15 protein-coding genes and 1 other annotated feature are annotated in these 17,449 nt (G+C 30.1%); of the genes, 10 read left to right on the top strand and 5 right to left on the bottom strand.

Annotation, left to right across the window (positions count from 1 at the left end):
• Positions 1–2: 2 nt before the first annotated feature.
• Genes gatA through aspS form a run of 3 tightly spaced genes read right to left on the bottom strand, consistent with a single transcriptional unit; the run spans position 3 to position 3,070 of the window.
• Positions 3–1,466, bottom strand: a complete 1,464-nt coding sequence (gatA, locus tag B3N22_RS00230; protein WP_286903946.1) for an Asp-tRNA(Asn)/Glu-tRNA(Gln) amidotransferase subunit GatA — start codon at positions 1,464–1,466, stop codon at positions 3–5.
• Between the two features lie 13 nt (positions 1,467–1,479).
• Positions 1,480–1,767, bottom strand: a complete 288-nt coding sequence (gene gatC / locus B3N22_RS00225; protein WP_286903944.1) for an Asp-tRNA(Asn)/Glu-tRNA(Gln) amidotransferase subunit GatC — start codon at positions 1,765–1,767, stop codon at positions 1,480–1,482.
• Between the two features lie 13 nt (positions 1,768–1,780).
• The gene (gene aspS / locus B3N22_RS00220) at positions 1,781–3,070 is read right to left on the bottom strand and encodes an aspartate--tRNA(Asn) ligase (protein WP_286903942.1); all 1,290 of its coding nucleotides are present in this window, start codon (positions 3,068–3,070) and stop codon (positions 1,781–1,783) included.
• Between the two features lie 172 nt (positions 3,071–3,242).
• Positions 3,243–3,486, bottom strand: a binding site (T-box leader).
• A 158-nt stretch (positions 3,487–3,644) separates the two neighbouring features.
• Here aspS and B3N22_RS00215 point away from each other — a divergent pair.
• From B3N22_RS00215 to B3N22_RS00190, 6 genes are all read left to right on the top strand, one after another.
• Positions 3,645–4,292 (top strand): HAD family hydrolase, encoded by a 648-nt coding sequence (locus B3N22_RS00215; protein ID WP_286903940.1) that lies wholly within the window; start codon positions 3,645–3,647, stop codon positions 4,290–4,292.
• Positions 4,293–4,444: 152 nt separating this feature from the next.
• A complete protein-coding gene (locus B3N22_RS00210; RefSeq protein WP_073022278.1) occupies positions 4,445–4,708 on the top strand; it encodes a late competence development ComFB family protein in 264 nt (87 codons plus the stop codon).
• Positions 4,709–4,741: 33 nt separating this feature from the next.
• Positions 4,742–5,158 (top strand): acyl-CoA thioesterase, encoded by a 417-nt coding sequence (locus B3N22_RS00205; RefSeq protein WP_286903937.1) that lies wholly within the window; start codon positions 4,742–4,744, stop codon positions 5,156–5,158.
• A 154-nt stretch (positions 5,159–5,312) separates the two neighbouring features.
• Positions 5,313–6,107: a nitroreductase family protein gene (locus B3N22_RS00200; protein WP_286903936.1), complete on the top strand. Its 795-nt coding sequence runs from the start codon at positions 5,313–5,315 to the stop codon at positions 6,105–6,107.
• 201 nt (positions 6,108–6,308) lie between these two features.
• Positions 6,309–8,780, top strand: coding sequence for an ABC transporter permease (locus B3N22_RS00195; RefSeq protein ID WP_286903934.1), 2,472 nt, complete (start codon positions 6,309–6,311; stop codon positions 8,778–8,780).
• A gap of 11 nt (positions 8,781–8,791) precedes the next feature.
• The gene (locus B3N22_RS00190; RefSeq protein WP_181602551.1) at positions 8,792–9,481 is read left to right on the top strand and encodes an ABC transporter ATP-binding protein; all 690 of its coding nucleotides are present in this window, start codon (positions 8,792–8,794) and stop codon (positions 9,479–9,481) included.
• Positions 9,482–9,683: 202 nt separating this feature from the next.
• On the opposite strand, the gene B3N22_RS00185 is transcribed toward B3N22_RS00190, so the two are convergent.
• A complete protein-coding gene (locus B3N22_RS00185) occupies positions 9,684–10,700 on the bottom strand; it encodes an oxidoreductase (RefSeq protein ID WP_286903931.1) in 1,017 nt (338 codons plus the stop codon).
• A 142-nt stretch (positions 10,701–10,842) separates the two neighbouring features.
• Here B3N22_RS00185 and recQ point away from each other — a divergent pair, with 142 nt between their 5' ends.
• The 4 genes from recQ to B3N22_RS00165 all read left to right on the top strand — a co-directional run bounded on the left by recQ (position 10,843) and on the right by B3N22_RS00165 (position 16,021).
• Positions 10,843–13,254: a DNA helicase RecQ gene (recQ, locus tag B3N22_RS00180; protein ID WP_286903930.1), complete on the top strand. Its 2,412-nt coding sequence runs from the start codon at positions 10,843–10,845 to the stop codon at positions 13,252–13,254.
• A gap of 16 nt (positions 13,255–13,270) precedes the next feature.
• Positions 13,271–14,311: a tRNA dihydrouridine(20/20a) synthase DusA gene (gene dusA / locus B3N22_RS00175; protein WP_286903928.1), complete on the top strand. Its 1,041-nt coding sequence runs from the start codon at positions 13,271–13,273 to the stop codon at positions 14,309–14,311.
• A 111-nt stretch (positions 14,312–14,422) separates the two neighbouring features.
• Positions 14,423–15,232: a MurR/RpiR family transcriptional regulator gene (locus B3N22_RS00170; RefSeq protein WP_286903925.1), complete on the top strand. Its 810-nt coding sequence runs from the start codon at positions 14,423–14,425 to the stop codon at positions 15,230–15,232.
• Positions 15,233–15,250: 18 nt separating this feature from the next.
• Positions 15,251–16,021 (top strand): M15 family metallopeptidase, encoded by a 771-nt coding sequence (locus B3N22_RS00165; protein ID WP_286903923.1) that lies wholly within the window; start codon positions 15,251–15,253, stop codon positions 16,019–16,021.
• Between the two features lie 50 nt (positions 16,022–16,071).
• Here the strand turns inward: B3N22_RS00165 and B3N22_RS00160 are convergent, their stop codons facing one another.
• The gene (locus B3N22_RS00160) at positions 16,072–17,439 is read right to left on the bottom strand and encodes an alanine/glycine:cation symporter family protein (RefSeq protein WP_286903921.1); all 1,368 of its coding nucleotides are present in this window, start codon (positions 17,437–17,439) and stop codon (positions 16,072–16,074) included.
• Positions 17,440–17,449: the final 10 nt, after the last annotated feature.

The following is a 17,449-nucleotide window of genomic DNA, read 5'->3' as shown; positions in this document are numbered from 1 at the left end:
CTTTATTGCACTGGTGCTAGAGTAGATACTTTTAGTTCTTGCTCTAAAGCATAAGCTGTTTTTAATATTTTTTCTTCACCAAAGTGAGGCCCAAGTATTTGAAGTCCTATTGGTAATCCTTCTTTGCTTAAAGCACAAGGAATTGAAATTGCAGGAATACCAGCAAGGTTTGCATTAACTGTGTAAATATCGGCAAGATACATTGATAATGGATCTTCAGATTTTTCTCCACATTTAAATGCAACAGTAGGAGTAGTAGGACTTAAGATTACATCATATTCATCAAAAGCTTTCTTAAACTCTTCTTTAATTTTCTTTTTTAGTTTGTGAGCTCTGTTGTAGTAAGCATCATAGTATCCAGAAGATAAAGCGTAAGTTCCAAGCATTATTCTTCTTTTAACCTCTTTACCAAAAGCTTCAGTTCTACTTTTAACCATTAAATCATCAATGTTTGAAAATTCTTCAGGTCTGTAACCGTATCTTACGCCATCAAATCTAGCTAAGTTAGAACTAGCTTCAGCAGAAGAGATTATATAGTATGCAGACAGTCCTTCTTCAGTTATAGGAAGAGACATCTCACTAACCTCAGCACCAAGATCCTTTAACACTTGTATAGATTGTTTTATTGAATCACTGATTTCTTCATCAAGACTGCTTTGGAAAAATTCTTTAGGAACTCCTATCTTCATTCCTTTAACACCATCAGCTAAAGTGCTTAAATAATCACTTTTTATTTCACCTTTATAAGAAGTTGAATCAAGAGAATCTTCTCCTTGAATAACTTCTAAAGTTAAAGCTGCATCTGTAACAGATTTAGAGAATGGTCCTATTTGATCTAAAGAAGAACCAAAAGCTATAAGACCAAATCTTGATACTATTCCATAGGTTGGTTTAAAGCCTACAACACCACAAAAAGCAGCTGGTTGTCTTATAGAGCCACCAGTATCTGATCCTAAAGAAATAGGAGATAAACCAGCAGCAACAACAGCGGCAGAACCACCAGATGAACCACCAGGAACTCTAGTTAAATCCCATGGATTTTTTGTTGTCTTAAAGGAAGAGTTTTCTGTAGAAGAACCCATAGCGAACTCATCCATATTAGTTTTACCTATTATTATGGCATCTTCTTTAAGAAGCTTTTTTATAACTGTAGCATCATAAGGAGGAACAAAGTCTCCAAGCATTTTTGATGCACAAGTAGTTAATGTACCATCAGTACAAATATTATCTTTTATAGCGATAGGAACTCCAGCAAGTCTTCCGACAGGTTCACCAGCTGCAATTTTTTCATCAACTTCCTTAGCTCTTTCTAAAGCTTTTTCTTCGCAAAGCGTTATATAAGCTTGAACCTTAGGTTCAACTTCTTTAATTCTATCAAATAGAGCTGTTACTACTTCAACAGCAGTAAAGCGTCTAGCTATAATACTTTCTCTAATTTCATTTGCTTGTAATAATTCAATTTGCATTTATATTCACCACCTATTCAATAATCTTTGGAACCATTATTGCAGTATCTCTCATAGATTTTGTATTAGAGAATAACTTCTTCTTATCCTCAAATACCGTCATTTCATCTTTTCTTAGAACTGGTTTTAAATCCTCAGAAAAAATATTCAAATCAATATCACTTAAATCAAATTTGTCTATAGTTTCGAAATGAGTTAAGATACTTTCAAATTCTCCTGCAAGCTTTTCAGCTTCTTCCTCTGTAAATTTAAGTTTAGCTAGTTTTGAAATATATTCTACATTTTCAACAGTAACTTTCATTTTTACAATCCTCCTATGGTTCTAATCTTTTTAAATCTCTTGGTAGAAGAGTAGCTTCTCTTATATTTTCTAAATCCAATATTTTTAGGGTAAGTCTTTCAAGGCCTATAGCAAAACCGCCGTGAGGTGGCATTCCATATTTAAAACTATCTAGATAGAAACCAAAATCCTCTGGGTTTAAACCAAACTTTCTGATGTTTGCGGCTAACATATCATAGTCATGTATTCTTTGACCGCCAGTTGTAATTTCTAGACCTTTATATATTAAATCAAAGCTTTTTGTAAGTTCAGGTCTTTCACTATCAGGCATTGCATACATAGGTCTCTTTGATACTGGGTATTCAGTAAGGAAAACAAAATCACAATCGTAAGTTTCTTTTATATACTTTGATAAAAGGACTTCTCCTTCAGCATCTATATTTCCTACTGGAGATTTTTTGTTGAATTTCTCTAATAAGATTTCTTGTGCTTTAGCTAATGGCATTCTAGGAATTTCCAATTTATCAGGAAGTTCAATTCCATACATTTGAAGTTCTTTTGGACACTTTTCTTTAAGGGTTTTAAACAAATAGTTTAAGAAACCTTCTTCTAAGTCCATAACTTCATATTCATCTTTTATAAAGCCCATTTCAACGTCTAAACTCACATATTCACTTAAGTGTCTCCAAGTTCCATGAAGTTCAGCTCTATATGCATGACCTACTTCAAAAACTCTTTCAAATCCAGCTCCAACCATCATTTGTTTATAGAACTGTGGACTTTGTGATAAAAATGCACGTTTGTTAAAGTAGTTAACAGTGAACATTTCAGATCCACCCTCAGTACTAGATGAGATTATCTTAGGTGTATGAATTTCAGAAAATCTTAAGTCCTTTAAGTAGGTTCTAAAAGCATCACCAATTTCTTCTTGAATTTTAAATACAGCTCTTGTTTTAGGCGATCTTAAACTTAAACTTCTGTAATCCAATTGTTTCTCTAATGAAGCCTTTTGTTTGTAGCTGTTTACTTCAAAAGGTAATTTATCATAAAATGCCTTTCCAATTACAGTGATTCCTTTAGATATAAGTTCTACACCACCAGGTGCCTTTTCATTTTCAACTTTATCCCCAATTGCCTCAACACTCATTTCAAGTCTTAAGTCTTTAATTTCATCTTTATCAACAACTAGTTGAATTATTCCAGTTTTATCTCTTAAATGAAGAAATGTTATCTTACCAAGGTCGTGAATTTTATGAACCCACCCTTTAACTAAGACACTTTCTTCAGTTGTTTCTTTTACATCGCATACATAAGTTCTTTTCATTTTCTAATAGCCTCCTATAATTTTTAATACTTATTGCATATTTTTATAAACAAAAAAACCGCCCTCTATACCATAAATTGGTATAGGGACGGTTAAAATTCCGCGGTGCCACCCTAGTTAACATAGTAAATTTAGAAGCCGTAAGAATAAAAAAACCGTCCTTATACTTACGTATAGGAACGGATATCCGCGGTGCCACCCTAAATTAGCTAATGCTCACTCATATTGATACAAAAACTCTAACTTGTTTTTATATCTAGTCATTTTAACGGTTGACTACCGGCTAAGTCTACTTTTTACATTTCGGTTAGCATCTCAAAGGTGTTCTTCGATACATACATCATACTGGGCTTTCACCATCCCCAAGCTCGCTAAAAATCAAGTTATGTATTTACTCTCCTCGTCATAGATTAAGAGTTAAATATTGTTTTTCTTATTATATTATTATATAAATAAAAAATCAATAGTATTTTTAAAAAAAGTTTAATATCTTATTTTGAAAATAATTAAATATGGTTTATGCTATAATAATTTAAAAGTAGTTTACTAAGGTTTTTAGCAAGGAGTGTAGCAAATGAATGAAGTAAAACTAGCAATATTTGATATGGATGGGCTTATGTTTGATACAGAAATGCTTACTAAAAGAGCATGGATGGAAATAGGGAAAACTTATAATTATGATATAACTTTAGATTTTTTACTTGGACTTTTAGGAATGAATAAAACTTCAATATCAAATAGATTTAAAAGTATACACGGAGAAGACTTTCCATTTGATAAGCTATATGTAGAACAAGGCAAGGTTGTTAATAGGATAATAGAAGAGGAAGGCCTTGGAGTAAAAGAGGGACTTATAGAACTTCTTGATTTTCTAGATGAAAAAGGTATAAAGAAAGCTGTAGCAACATCTAGCAGTAGAGAAAGAGCTGAAAGATTATTATCTATAGCTGGTATATTAGATAGATTTGATAGAGTAATATGTGGGGATGAAGTAACAAAAGGAAAACCAGACCCCGAGATATTTTTAACGGTATGTAGGAAGCTAGATGTTGAACCTAAGGAAGCTATTGTTTTCGAGGATTCGGAAAGAGGATTAGAAGCAGCAGTTGCTGGAGGTATAAAATGTGTAATCATACCAGATTTAGTTGAGCCTTCTGAGAAACATGTAGGTTTAGCTTATGCTAAACTTAAGAGCTTACTAGAAGTTATTAATTTAAAATAACATCTAAAAACCTTTATAAACTAATAATTTATAGAGGTTTTTTATAAACATATTCCAAATTAAGTATATAAAGTACATACAATCTTTTACGAATATATGATATGTATAGTATAATATATAATATTGTATATTTTAATATGTGGAGGCCAATAATGCTTAAAAATTGTATGGAAGATATGGTTAATGATATGTTACCAGATTTATTAGAGAAATACGAAGGAATATGCACTTGTGAAAAGTGTATTCAAGATATAAAAGCAATAGCTTTAAATAATCTACAACCTTTGTATGGAGTAACTGAAAAAGGAATATTATATATAAAAGCAAATCAATTAGGAACTCAATTTAAAATAGATATTGCAAATCAACTAATAAAAGCCATAGATAAAGTATCTTTAAACATAAAGCACGTATAGAAAAACTGAAGATAGTTTTGGAGGAAGCATATTATGTACATAAATAGAACATCTTTTAAAGTAAGATATGTAGAAACAGATAAAATGGGGATTGTTCACCACTCTAACTATTATCCTTGGTTTGAGATAGGTAGAGGAGAGTTTATAAAAGAAACAGATATATCATATAAAGATATGGAAACGCAAGGAATTCTTATGCCTTTAGCAGAAAGTTATTGTAAATACATAATTCCTGCAAAATATGAGGATCTAATTACAATAGAAACGTGGATAGAAACCCTGAGTCCAGTAAAAGTTATTTTTAACTATAAAGTCATAAGAGAAGAGGATGGAGTACTTTTAGCAAAAGGGAGTACTACTCATGCCTTTGTTAATAGTGATTTTAAGATAATAAATATTAAAAAGTTAAATAATATAATTTGGGATAAAATAAGTGCATTAACCATATAAAAGACTACACTATTCTTAAAAAAGATAGTGTAGCCTTTTTATTTAAGTTAAATTATAGTAAAAAAGTTTATTATAAATTCACTGGATGTAATTTCTATGTTTAAGTTATAATAATCTATAAAGTGAAATGTGATTTGTAAGGGAGTGATAATTAATGAATATAGAGAATGCAATTTATAGAAGAAAGTCAGTAAGAAAGTACAAAAACAGTAGTATTTCAGAAGAAGACTTTGATTTTATCAATAAACTAATAAAAGAGGTTCCAAGATTATATCCAAAGATAGAAATGAATATTGAACTTATTAAAGATGGTAAAAAGATTCAAGATATAAGTAAGGGGATAGTGGGAAGTTATGGGAAGATAGAAGCCCCACATTATTTAGTAATTACTTCAGAGGAGAAAAGTGGATATCTAGAAAATATAGGATATACGCTTGAGGAAATAGTTTTAGAACTAGCTGATAGAGGGATAGGAACTTGTTGGATAGGTGGATTTATAAAGAAAAATTTATTAAAAGATGTAATGACTATAAAAGAAAATCACAAGCCTGTAATAGTAATTTCTTTTGGTTATCCTGAAAATGAACAGGAATTAGATGTTAAAGAGTCAAGCTCTTTTAAAAGAAAAAAACTTGAGGAAGTTATATATGAACCTTTTGAAGATAAATGGGTGAAAATATTTGATAAAGTTAGAGTAGCTCCATCGGCGGTTAATCTTCAACCTTGGGTATTTACTATGGAAGGCGACGCTAAAATAGAAGCCTTTGCTAAAACTGGTAACTTAATCACTAAAAAACTTATGCATTTTAGTGATTTGGATGTAGGAATAGCAATAAAACATTTGGAATTAGCATGTAAAGAAGAAAATATAAAAACTATTTACACAAAGACTCCACATGATTTAAAGGGGCTAAAGTATATTTTAACAATAGAATTAGAAAATATTTAATAAAAATAAGAGCAGAGAGATCTGTTCTTATTTTTTTCAAGGAATTTAATGGAGCATGAGAAGCAGCTTCTACAGATTCAGCAACTCTTTTGTATAAATCTTATAAAACTCTTAAGATTTACTAACTTTAACCTTAATAGTGATTAATTTTAAGAAAAATATGGTAATGTAATAAATAAGATGAAACAAAGGGGGCAAATTATGAAGATATTTTTAAAGTACGTACTAAAGAGCATGTTAGAAAAAAAAGCAAGATTTTTTCTTTTGCTTATAGCTATAGTACTTAGCACAGGATTATTTGTAGGGAGCATGGGAGCAGTAGATGCAGCTATAGACAGTTTTGTAAAACCACAGCTAGAACAACTTGAAAATAAAGATGTATATGTATCAGCTAAAGATGGGGCAATGGCCTTTGACTTAGAGGGGTTAAAGTTAGATGGACTAAAAGATATAGTGCCTGAAATAAGAAGTAGTTTTATATATGATACAGATGATATGCAGACTATACAAGTAATAGGGAGAGAAGAGAAGTATATAAACAAAGATGTATTTATAGATGGAAATGAATTAAAAGATTTTAATGGAGAGAAGTGTATAATTTCCAAAAGAGTAAGTGAAGAGTTTGATCTTAAAGTTGGGGATAAATTAAATACACTACTTAATGGAGAGAAAGTTAGCTTAGAAATCTCAAAAATTTCAGCTAATCAAGGAGTTTTTTATGGGGATACAAAAGAGAATTTTCAGATACTAGTTCCTTATAAATATTTAGCTGAAAAGTTTAATATGAAAGGTAAATATAATGTTGCATTTGGGAATAAAGCAGAATCAAATATTAAAGATTCAATAGAAAAATTTAATGATGCTAATACTAACTTTATAGCAGAAGAACTTTATAATGAAGATGCTGTAAAAAGTCAAGTTGCACAAATAAATAACATGCTTTACATGATGTTATTAGTAGTTGTATTTATGAGCAGTATTATAATATATAGTTCTTTTAAATTAACAGTAACAGAGAGAATGCCTATTATAGGAACATTCTTAAGTCAAGGTGCAACTAGAGGGACTATAAGAAGAATATTATATTTAGAAAGTTTGTGTTATGGAGTTTTAGGAGGGGTAATAGGTAATGGTTTAGGAATTGGAATATTATACCTAATAAATTATATTATATCTCCTTTAAAAGAGTATGGAATACTACAACAACCTAATATAAATATTAGATATTTAATGTATGGGTTAGTATTTTCAATATTACTATCTGTTGCATCGGCTATAGTACCGATTATAAAGACGAATAAACTTCAAGTTAAGGAAGTTATATTAAATACCTCAGATAGCTCAGAACATATAGGAATAGGGAAATTTGTAGCAGGCATAATACTTCTACTTGGAGTGATTATTGTAAACTCACTTAAAACTAAATGGCTAATTAGTATAAGCCCAGTATTATTTTTATTAGCAATAATTGCAGTAATACTAATTTATCCTAAGGTTGTAGAGTTTATATCAAAAAATATATTTTCTAAGCTTAGGGATACTAATCCTATAAATGCACTAGCTTTAAATAACATGAGCACATCAAAAGTTTTGCTTGGAAATATTAACTTAATGAATATAGCAATTATATCTATTATAATGATAAATTCTTTAAGCGTTAGTATAAAAGATGTAGTAGTAGAAGCTTATGAAAAATTACACTATAGTATAGAAATAAATGTTCCTGAAAGTGGTGCCTTTGATCTTAAGGAAAAGGTATTAGATATACTTAAAGAAGAACCTAATGTTGTTCAAAGTTCAATACAAAGACAGCAATATGCTAGTGGAGAGATTAAGGGCAATAATTATTCTGTTATGGGAATAGAGCCAGATAAATATTTAGCCTTTGATAATTATCTAAACTGGGATAAAGAAGAATATAAAGAATTTGAAAATGGTAGTTTAAATGATGTTGTTATAACTGAAAAGATAGCAGAAAAAGTAAAATTGAAAAAAGGCGATAGCTTTGATATGAAAGTTGGAACTACCAATAAAAGCTATAATGTTGTAGGGATTATTGATGGTAAATTATATAACAATGGAGCGGTTGTTTTTATAAATTATAAGGGTCTACCAAAAGAATATGTAGATAGTGCGTCTATACAATTTTACTTAAATACTACAGGACGTTCAGCAGATGTAAAAGAAAATATTAATAAGAAAATAAGAGCCCTTGGAGGCAGTGTTTTAACATTTGAAGAAACAAAAGCAAGAAATGTTGAAAATAACAAACAACTTACAGATATATTGAGTATATTCTCATTTATGTCGGTTGTTATAGGAGCTTTTGGAGTTTTAAATAATATAGGGATAAGTTTTATTCAGAGAAAAAAAGACTTAGCAGTTTTAAGTTCAGTAGGTATGAGTAAATTCCAAAGAAATAAAATGCTTATAATAGAGTCAATTCTAACAGTAGTATGGTCAATAATCATAGTAACACCATTTTCATATCTCGGCATGTCTATAATGAGCAAGATAAGTAAGTTATTGGGATTTGATATGGAGGTTGTATTTAATATAAAATTTGTGCCTGTAATTTTCCTAGTGTCACTGGCAATAGTTTTAATAGCAACAATACCAGTACTATTTAAAAGTAAAAAACTATCTATTATAGAAGAATTAAAATATGAGTAGGAGGAAAAGAAATGAGAGCAATAGAAGTATTTGATTTAAATAAAAATTTTAAGGTAGGGAAAGAAGAGATAAACGTTCTTAAGGATTTAAACTTTTCTGTGGATAAGGGAGAATTTCTTTCTATAATGGGTCCATCAGGTTGTGGAAAGTCTACACTTTTGTATCTACTAGGAGGATTAGATAAACCCTCAAGCGGTATAGTAAATGTTAATGGGAAAGATTTAAGCAAATTAAGTGAAAAACAAAAAAGTATAATGAAAAGAAGAGAGCTTGGATTTGTATTTCAGTTTTATAATTTAGTTCCTAACCTTTCTGTAGAAGATAATATTTTACTTCCAATAATTTTAGATGGAGGAAAGATAAAAGATTATTCACGTAAGCTTACTGAAATATTAGATAGAATAGAGATGAGTCATAAGAGAAAAGTGACGCCAAGAGAATTGTCTGGTGGGCAACAGCAAAGAGTTGCAATAGCTAGAGCATTAGTATTTGAACCAGATATAATATTAGCAGATGAACCTATAGGAAACTTAGATTCAAAGACAGGTACGGAAATAATGAGACTGTTCAAAAATATAAATAAGGACTTAGGAAAAACAATAATACAAGTTACTCATTCACAAGAATCGGCAGCTTATGGAACATCAATATTGAAACTAAGAGATGGAGAAATTGTAGTTAGAGAAGAAGTTGCATCATAGCAATTTAATTTGGTTTAATTATTTTGCTGATTGTAATAGATGTAAATTTAAATAAAACTTTATAAAGTTTAATAAAAAAAGCAGCATTAAGCTGCTTTTTTATTTTATATAATATATTTTTATTGTTGTATACCTAAGTACATAGATACTTGAGTACCTGAGTACTCAGGTACTCAAGTATTCAACTATTAAATTAGATAAACTATTTTAAATCTTTTACGCCCGTTTCTAAAATTTCCATTTGCAATAAAGTTTGTTCATCAGTAATAGTTTTTTCTTTTCCATTTATAATAGCTTCGTATAAATCATCATAAACTCTTCCATAATCACCATCAACTGATTTAACTTTTTCTTCATGAGTTACGCCTTCATCATCTATATAAGTTAGAGTCCCGTAGTGTTCAAGAGTATCAATACCAAAATCTTTATTATCAGGCATATGGAATAGTTTTAAGTGTTCTTCTTGGCGATCTTTAGTTTGTTTAACGAAGCATCCTTTTTTACCATATACAACAAAACTTGGTCTTTCTTTTAATCTAAAGTAACTAGATTTAACGGACACCTTTAAAATTCCATAATATAAATCTAAATCAAAATAATCGTTCATTCTTCCTGAACCTAATAATTGTCTAACATCATAATGAATGTCGTCAGGTTTTCCAAAATAGCTTATTACTTGATCTAAAGTATGGCAGCCATGTCCATATAAATAAGAAAAGTGAGGAATAAAATTAGTTACTGATTCAGGAACTTCAGGACGATAATAATCATAATGCATCTCAACTTCAAGTAATTCTCCAAGCTTGCCTTCTTCAATAACTTTTTGAACTGTTAAGAAATCACTGTCAAAACGTCTATTTTGATACGCTTGAACAATTAATCCTTTTTCCTTTGCAAGTTCAAATATTTCTTTAGCTTGAGTTGATGTTTCCATAAAAGGTTTTTCAACTAAACAATGTTTATTATGTTCTAAAACCATTTTTGAATATTCATAATGACTATCATGTCTTGTGCAGACTACTATAAGCTGTATATCTTCATCATTTAATAGCTCATCTAAGTCAGAAGTGTAGTTTACACCTTCTATTCTAGCCCAACTTTCGTGTTTAGGGTTTCTTTGATATATTGTTTTAACTTTTATATTTTCTCTTCTCAAAACGAATGGTAGATGATATCTATTTGTACTTTTACCATTGCCTATATAACCAATTGTAAGCATAATACCCTCCTTAAAATATGATATACTTAATTTTAACATAAATTTAAAAGTAAAAAGACTTGAAGTGTTATAATTAGATGAAAAATAATGCTGAGTTATGTTAATAATTATGATAATAAAGATTTTGTAGAGGTGTTTTAAGTTGATTGATAGAGGATTAGAACTGTTAGAAAGATATTTTGGATACAAGAGTTTTAGAAGAGGACAAGACGATATTATTAAAAATATCGTTGAAGGTAATGATGTATTAGCAATTATGCCAACAGGGGGAGGTAAGTCTATCTGTTATCAAATTCCTGCACTTATGTTGGAAGGAATGACAGTAGTAATTTCTCCATTGATTTCTTTAATGAAGGATCAGGTTGATACTATTAAAGAAATGGGAATAGAGGCAGCCTATATAAATAGTTCATTATCAACTAATGAATTTAAAGAAGTATTAGATGGAATAAGAAGTGATAGATTTAAAATTATATATGTTGCTCCAGAACGACTTGAGTCTTATGAGTTTTTAGCTATACTTGGAGAGAAAAATATATCACAAGTAGCAATAGATGAAGCTCATTGTGTATCTCAATGGGGACATGATTTTAGAACAAGCTACAGAAAGATACCTTTTTTTATTAATAGCTTAAGGAATAGACCTATAATAACTGCTTTTACAGCAACAGCCACAAATGAAGTAAGGGAAGATATCATTAATATTTTATCTCTTAAGACTCCAAAAGTATTTATATCAGGCTTTGATAGAGAAAACCTTAAGATAACTATAGTAAAATCAGGTAGTAAAAAGGACTATCTTTTAGATTACATAAATAATCATAAAGAAGATTCAGGTATAATATATGCAGCTACCCGTAAAGAAGTAGATGCAGCTTATACATTACTTTTGAAGAAGGGTTTTTCTGTAGGAAGATATCATGCAGGCTTATCTGACAATGAAAGAGAAAAAAATCAAGAGGATTTTATCTACGATAGAGTTAATATTATGGTGGCTACAAATGCTTTTGGTATGGGAATAGATAAATCTAATATTAGATATGTTATTCATTATAATATGCCTAAAAATATAGAAAGCTACTATCAAGAAATAGGTAGGGCAGGTAGAGATGGTTTAGATAGCGAATGTGTATTGTTATTTACTCCTGGAGATGTGCAAACTCAAAAGTATCTAATTGAAATGAGTATAGAAAATCCAGAGAGAAAAAGTAATCAATATAAAATGCTTCAATATATGGTTGATATGATTCACTCGAATGATTGTTATAGAAGATTTATACTTAACTATTTTGGAGATGAGTATCCTAAGGATTGTAACAACTGTAGTAATTGTGAAAGTGAAGGAGAAATAGTAGATAGAACCTTAGATGCACAGAAGGTTTTATCCTGTATATATAGAATGAAGAGAAGCTTTGGTTCTACAATGATTGTAGATGTACTTAGAGCATCGAAGAATAAGAAACTTCAAGAGTTTAAGTTCAATGAATTATCTACCTATGGAATAATGAAGGAGTTCTCCAAAGAAGATTTGAAGAACTTCATAAATACTCTTATTTCTCATGGATATATGGATATGGTAGAGGGAACTTACCCAGTTATTAGATTAAATGATAGATCTATAAAAGTATTAAAGGGAGAAGAACAGGTTAAATTCAAAGAAATCAAGGTGGAAAGAGTATTTAAGCTTGACGATTCATTATATGAAGAGCTTAGAACTTTAAGAAGAGAGATTTCGGAGAGAGAGGGAGTTCCTCCTTACATAATATTCCCTGATGTAACATTAAAGGATATGTCTATAAAACATCCAGTTAATAAAGAACAAATGCTTTTAATATCTGGAGTAGGTGAGGTTAAGTATAGTAAATATGGTGAGGAATTTGAAAAGCTAATACTAAAATATTTAGAGAAAAATAGAGCTGTTTTAGACGATGAAGCATTTTATGTTTCAACTGATGAAAGATTATTAGAAGAACTAATGAAGGTTAGAAATGCTATAGCTAAAAAAGAAAATCAACTTCCTCAAGCTGTAATAGCTAAAAATACATTAAAAGAAATAAGTGGAAGGTATCCTAGAGATACGGATAACTTAAAGGATATAACAGGTCTTGGACCTAAGAAAATAGAAAGATATTCAGAGAAAATCTTAGAAATAGTAAATAACTATGTATTAGAAAATGGTATTGACGTTAAGTGGAGAGATAAGAAAAGAAATAAGCTGATAATAGATGGGGAGCATAGAAAGCCGGATGAAATTGCCATAGACATGCTTAAGGAAGGACAGGAACTTCAATATATTTCCCAGGAATTAGAGGTTTCAATATCTACAGTATTAGGTTATGTTACTTACTATTTAGAGTCAGGAAGAGAACTAGACTTTAACTTAGATATAAGAGGGTTATACACAGAAGAGGAGAGAGCTTTAATTATAAATGAGTGCAGAAGCTCGGGTTACAGCTCTATAAGTTCAATAAAGAGAAAACTTCCTGATAACATAAAATATGAGAGTATAAGGGCAGTTATTTTGGATGAATACTATCTTAAAGACAAGGTTTAATGGAAGGAATGGGATTATGAATATAGATTCAAAGATGCTAACGCCTAAGGTGAGTATAGCGCCTATGGTGGACAGAACAGATAGACACTTTAGATATTTTGCTAGAATTATTACTAAAAAAGCTTTGTTATATACAGAGATGGTAACAGCACAAGCTATAATAAATGGGAAAAGAGATAGGTTATTAGATTTTGATTCTTTTGAGAAGCCTATTTCCTTACAGATTGCAGGTTCTACTCTAGAAGATGTATATAATGCAGTAAAATTAGCTGAAGATTGGGATTATGATGAAATAAATTTAAATGCTGGTTGTCCTTCTGATAGAGTAGCTGGAAATGAGATGGGAGCATGTCTTATGGCTTATCCTGAACTTGTAAGAGATATGATTAAAGCTATGAAAGAAGCTACTAAGAAACCTGTAACTCTAAAACATAGAATAGGTATTGAAGGGAAAAATATACTGCCAGCTAGTTTTGAGAGAACTTTATTAGATAGATATGAAGATATGATTAACTTTATAGACAAGGTTGCAGAAGCTAATCCAGATAGATATACAATACATGCAAGAATAGCTATTTTAGAAGGACTAAGTCCAAAAGAGAACAGAGAAATACCTCCATTAAGATATGAAGAGGTGTATAAGGTTAAGAAAGAGAAACCTAATCTACAAGTAGAAATTAATGGTGGAATAAAAACTATAGAAGAAATTGAAAAACATTTAAATTATGTAGATAGTGTTATGATAGGAAGAGCTGCCTATGATAATCCTATTATTCTTAGGGAAGTAGATAAATTCTTTAAAGATGGTGAGATAAATAATATATCGAGAAGAGAAATAATAGAAGAATTTATTCCTTATATTGAAACCCTTGAGAAGAATGGAGAAAATCCTCATGTAGCCTTAACTCATACTTTAGGACTATTTTTAGGTGCTAAGGGGTCAAAATTATGGAAGCAGATAGTTTCACCAGCTAGTTCTAAGAATGTAAGAAGATCCGAATTACTTAAAGAGGGAGTAAAAAACTTACCAAAGGAATCTCTTGATAGTAGAATTTAAATTAGTTTTCAAATAGCTGCAAAGAGTTTATATAAAACTCCTTTTTATGTTTTGCGAATAGTTAATAAATACTTTATAATAATGTTTAGGTGAAGTAGGAGGGGTATTTATATGAATGAAGTTATTTATCGATTGTTATTTTTGGTTAATTCTAATAAAGAAAAAGATATTTACTATACAATTGCATGGACAATGTTGAATAATATAAAAAAGGTTCCTAAGCTAAACATAAATCAGTTAGCGGATATGTGCTATACATCATCAGCTACAATAAGTAGATTTATCAAAAAATTAGAATATGAGAGTTTTAGTGAATTCAAGGAACAGGTAGATCTGAATTTAAAATATTATAGGCTTAAAGCTTCTTTTAATCCTAAATTTATACAGGAAAAATCATCAACCCCAGATGAACTTACAAATGATTTTTATGATTTAGTTATAAATAATTTAAAACAAACCTCTGAAAATTTAGATATAAGAAAACTAGATAAATTGGTGGAGTATATATATAGATATAAAAAGATTGCTTTTTTTGGTATGCAGTTTTCTCAATATATTTCTATGGAGATACAAACAATGCTTTTGATGCTTGGTAAACTAGTAACGGCATTTGTTGATATGCAGGAACAATATCAGTATATTGATGATATGGATGAGAATTCTCTTGCTATAATTTTAACAGTAGCTGGAAGAGTAGCTAATACAGAGCTTATTAAAAAGATAAAAAATAAGAAAGCAAAACTTGTAATAATAACTCAAAATCCAAATACTCAATATATGGAAGAGGCTGATTTAGTATTGCTATATGGGAATCCAGATGTTAAAAGTGTAGAATCGCTAGTAGGAGGAAGATATGCACTTTTAAGCGTAATCGATATGATTTATTATAGGTATGAGTCTTTGTATAATCACACTAAATAAAAATAGGAGGAAATATTTTTGAGAAAAATATGTTCACTTATTCTGATTTTATCGGTTACTGTAAACTTTTTTGCTGTTTCGTGTAGTAAAAATATAAAAAATGATAAGACGGTTAAAGTTGTTGAAGAAATTAATATAAATGAAGATTCAGCTGATAAAGAAGTTGAGAGTAAGAAAGATGTTGATGTATCCAATGAAGTAAATAACGAGAAGAAAGTAAAAGAACCTAAAGAAATTAATGGATTCGTTTTATTAAATGAAATAGATAAAGATTTTGTTATAGATTTAAGATATGCAACAGAAAACAATTTTACTAAACAAAAAGTTTATCCAAATGACATATGTGTATTAAGAAAAGATACTGCTCTAAAGTTGGCAAAGGCAAATGAAGAATTTAAAAAGTTAGGATATAGAATAAAGATTTGGGATGCGTATAGACCAGTTTATGTGCAAAGAATATTTTGGAACATAGTTAAAGACAGTAGATTTGTTGCAAATCCTGATAACGGTGGTTCAATACATAATAAAGGCTGTGCTGTTGATATCACTCTTGTTGATAAAGATGGGAAGGAATTAGTAATGCCTTCTAGTTTTGATGACTTTTCAGAGAAAGCATATAGAAGCAATTCCAATATGAATGAAGAAGCTAAAAATAATATGCAAATTCTAACAGGTATTATGCTGAAAAGTGGATTTAAAGTAATTGATACTGAATGGTGGCATTTTGATGATATAAACTCTGGAAATTATAATATTGAAGATGTAGATTTAAACCTATTTCTTAACTAAAAGACAGTATATAGATTTACTTTTAATAAATCTATATACTGTCTTAATTTTTAGGCTGCTTTATTTAATTTTATTTGATTAAAGTAGCTTGTGGTTTCTCCTATTATTACTTTTCTTAAGCCTATTAATCCAACTAAATTAGGAAGTGCCATTAAACCATTTACTATATCAGCTACTATCCATATTAGTTCAAGTTTCATGAAAATAGATGAAGCAATTGCTACGAGAAACATTATTTTATATGTGAGAATTCCTTTTACTCCAAACAAGTATTCTGTACATCTTTCACCATAGTAATTCCAGCCTATTATAGTTGTAAATGCGAAGAAAATAAGTCCAATTGTAACTATAAATTGACCAATCATTGGAAAGTTGCCAAAACCTGCTTTGAATGCTTCTGTTGTCACTTGAGCTCCTGAATATTCAGTGCTATTCCACATTCCTGTTATAACTAAAGTTAGCCCTGTCATAGTACAAACAATTATTGTGTCAATAAATGTTCCTGTCATGGAAATCAAACCTTGTCTAACACAAGATTTTGTTTTAGCAGCAGCAGCAGCTATAGGAGCGCTACCTAATCCAGATTCATTTGAAAAAACACCTCGAGCTATTCCTTTTTGCATTGATGTTAATATAGTAACACCTAGAGCCCCACCAAAGGCCGCAGACGGAGAAAATGCGCTGCGAACTATTAAAGATATAGCTTCAGGTAATTTTGATATGTTTGTAATTAATATTATTAGTGCACCTAATACATAAAATATAGCCATAAATGGAACTATAAGTTCCGCTGCTTTAGATATCTTTTTTATACCACCTATTGTTATTAGTCCTACTATAATTGTTAATAATGCTATTGTAGCAAATTGAGGAACTTTAAATGTAATATTAATTGCGCTTGATATAGAATTTACTTGCGTGAAGGTTCCCATTCCTAAGAGTGCAACACATATTCCGAAAAAAGCAAATGCTTTAGCTAGCCATTTAATTCCTAACCCTTTTTCTATATAATACATTGGGCCACCTGACATTTGGCCATTTTTATCTACCACACGATATTTTATAGCTAGCAATCCTTCGGCATATTTAGTAGCCATACCAAATAATGCAGCTACCCACATCCAAAACAGTGCTCCAGGACCTCCTGCTGCAAGAGCAGTAGCAACTCCAACTATATTACCAGTTCCTATTGTAGCAGCAAGAGCTGTACAAAGAGCCGCAAAACTACTTATGTCTCCATCACCATCATAATCTTCATCTTTAGAAAAAAGATACTTAAATGCTAGTGGTAATTTGAATATTTGTAGCAAACCTAGCTTTATGGTAAGGTAGACACCTGTCCCAATTAGTAGAATTAGTAAGGGTGGTCCCCAAACTAAATCATCAATTTTTGAAAATAATTGTGTTAAATTTTCCATTAGATTTTAG

The organism is Clostridium sp. UBA1652 (assembly GCF_002320975.1).
In the GTDB taxonomy this organism is placed as follows: Bacteria; Bacillota; Clostridia; order Clostridiales; family Clostridiaceae; genus Clostridium_T; species Clostridium_T intestinale.
This window is presented reverse-complemented; position numbering and strand designations above follow the sequence as displayed.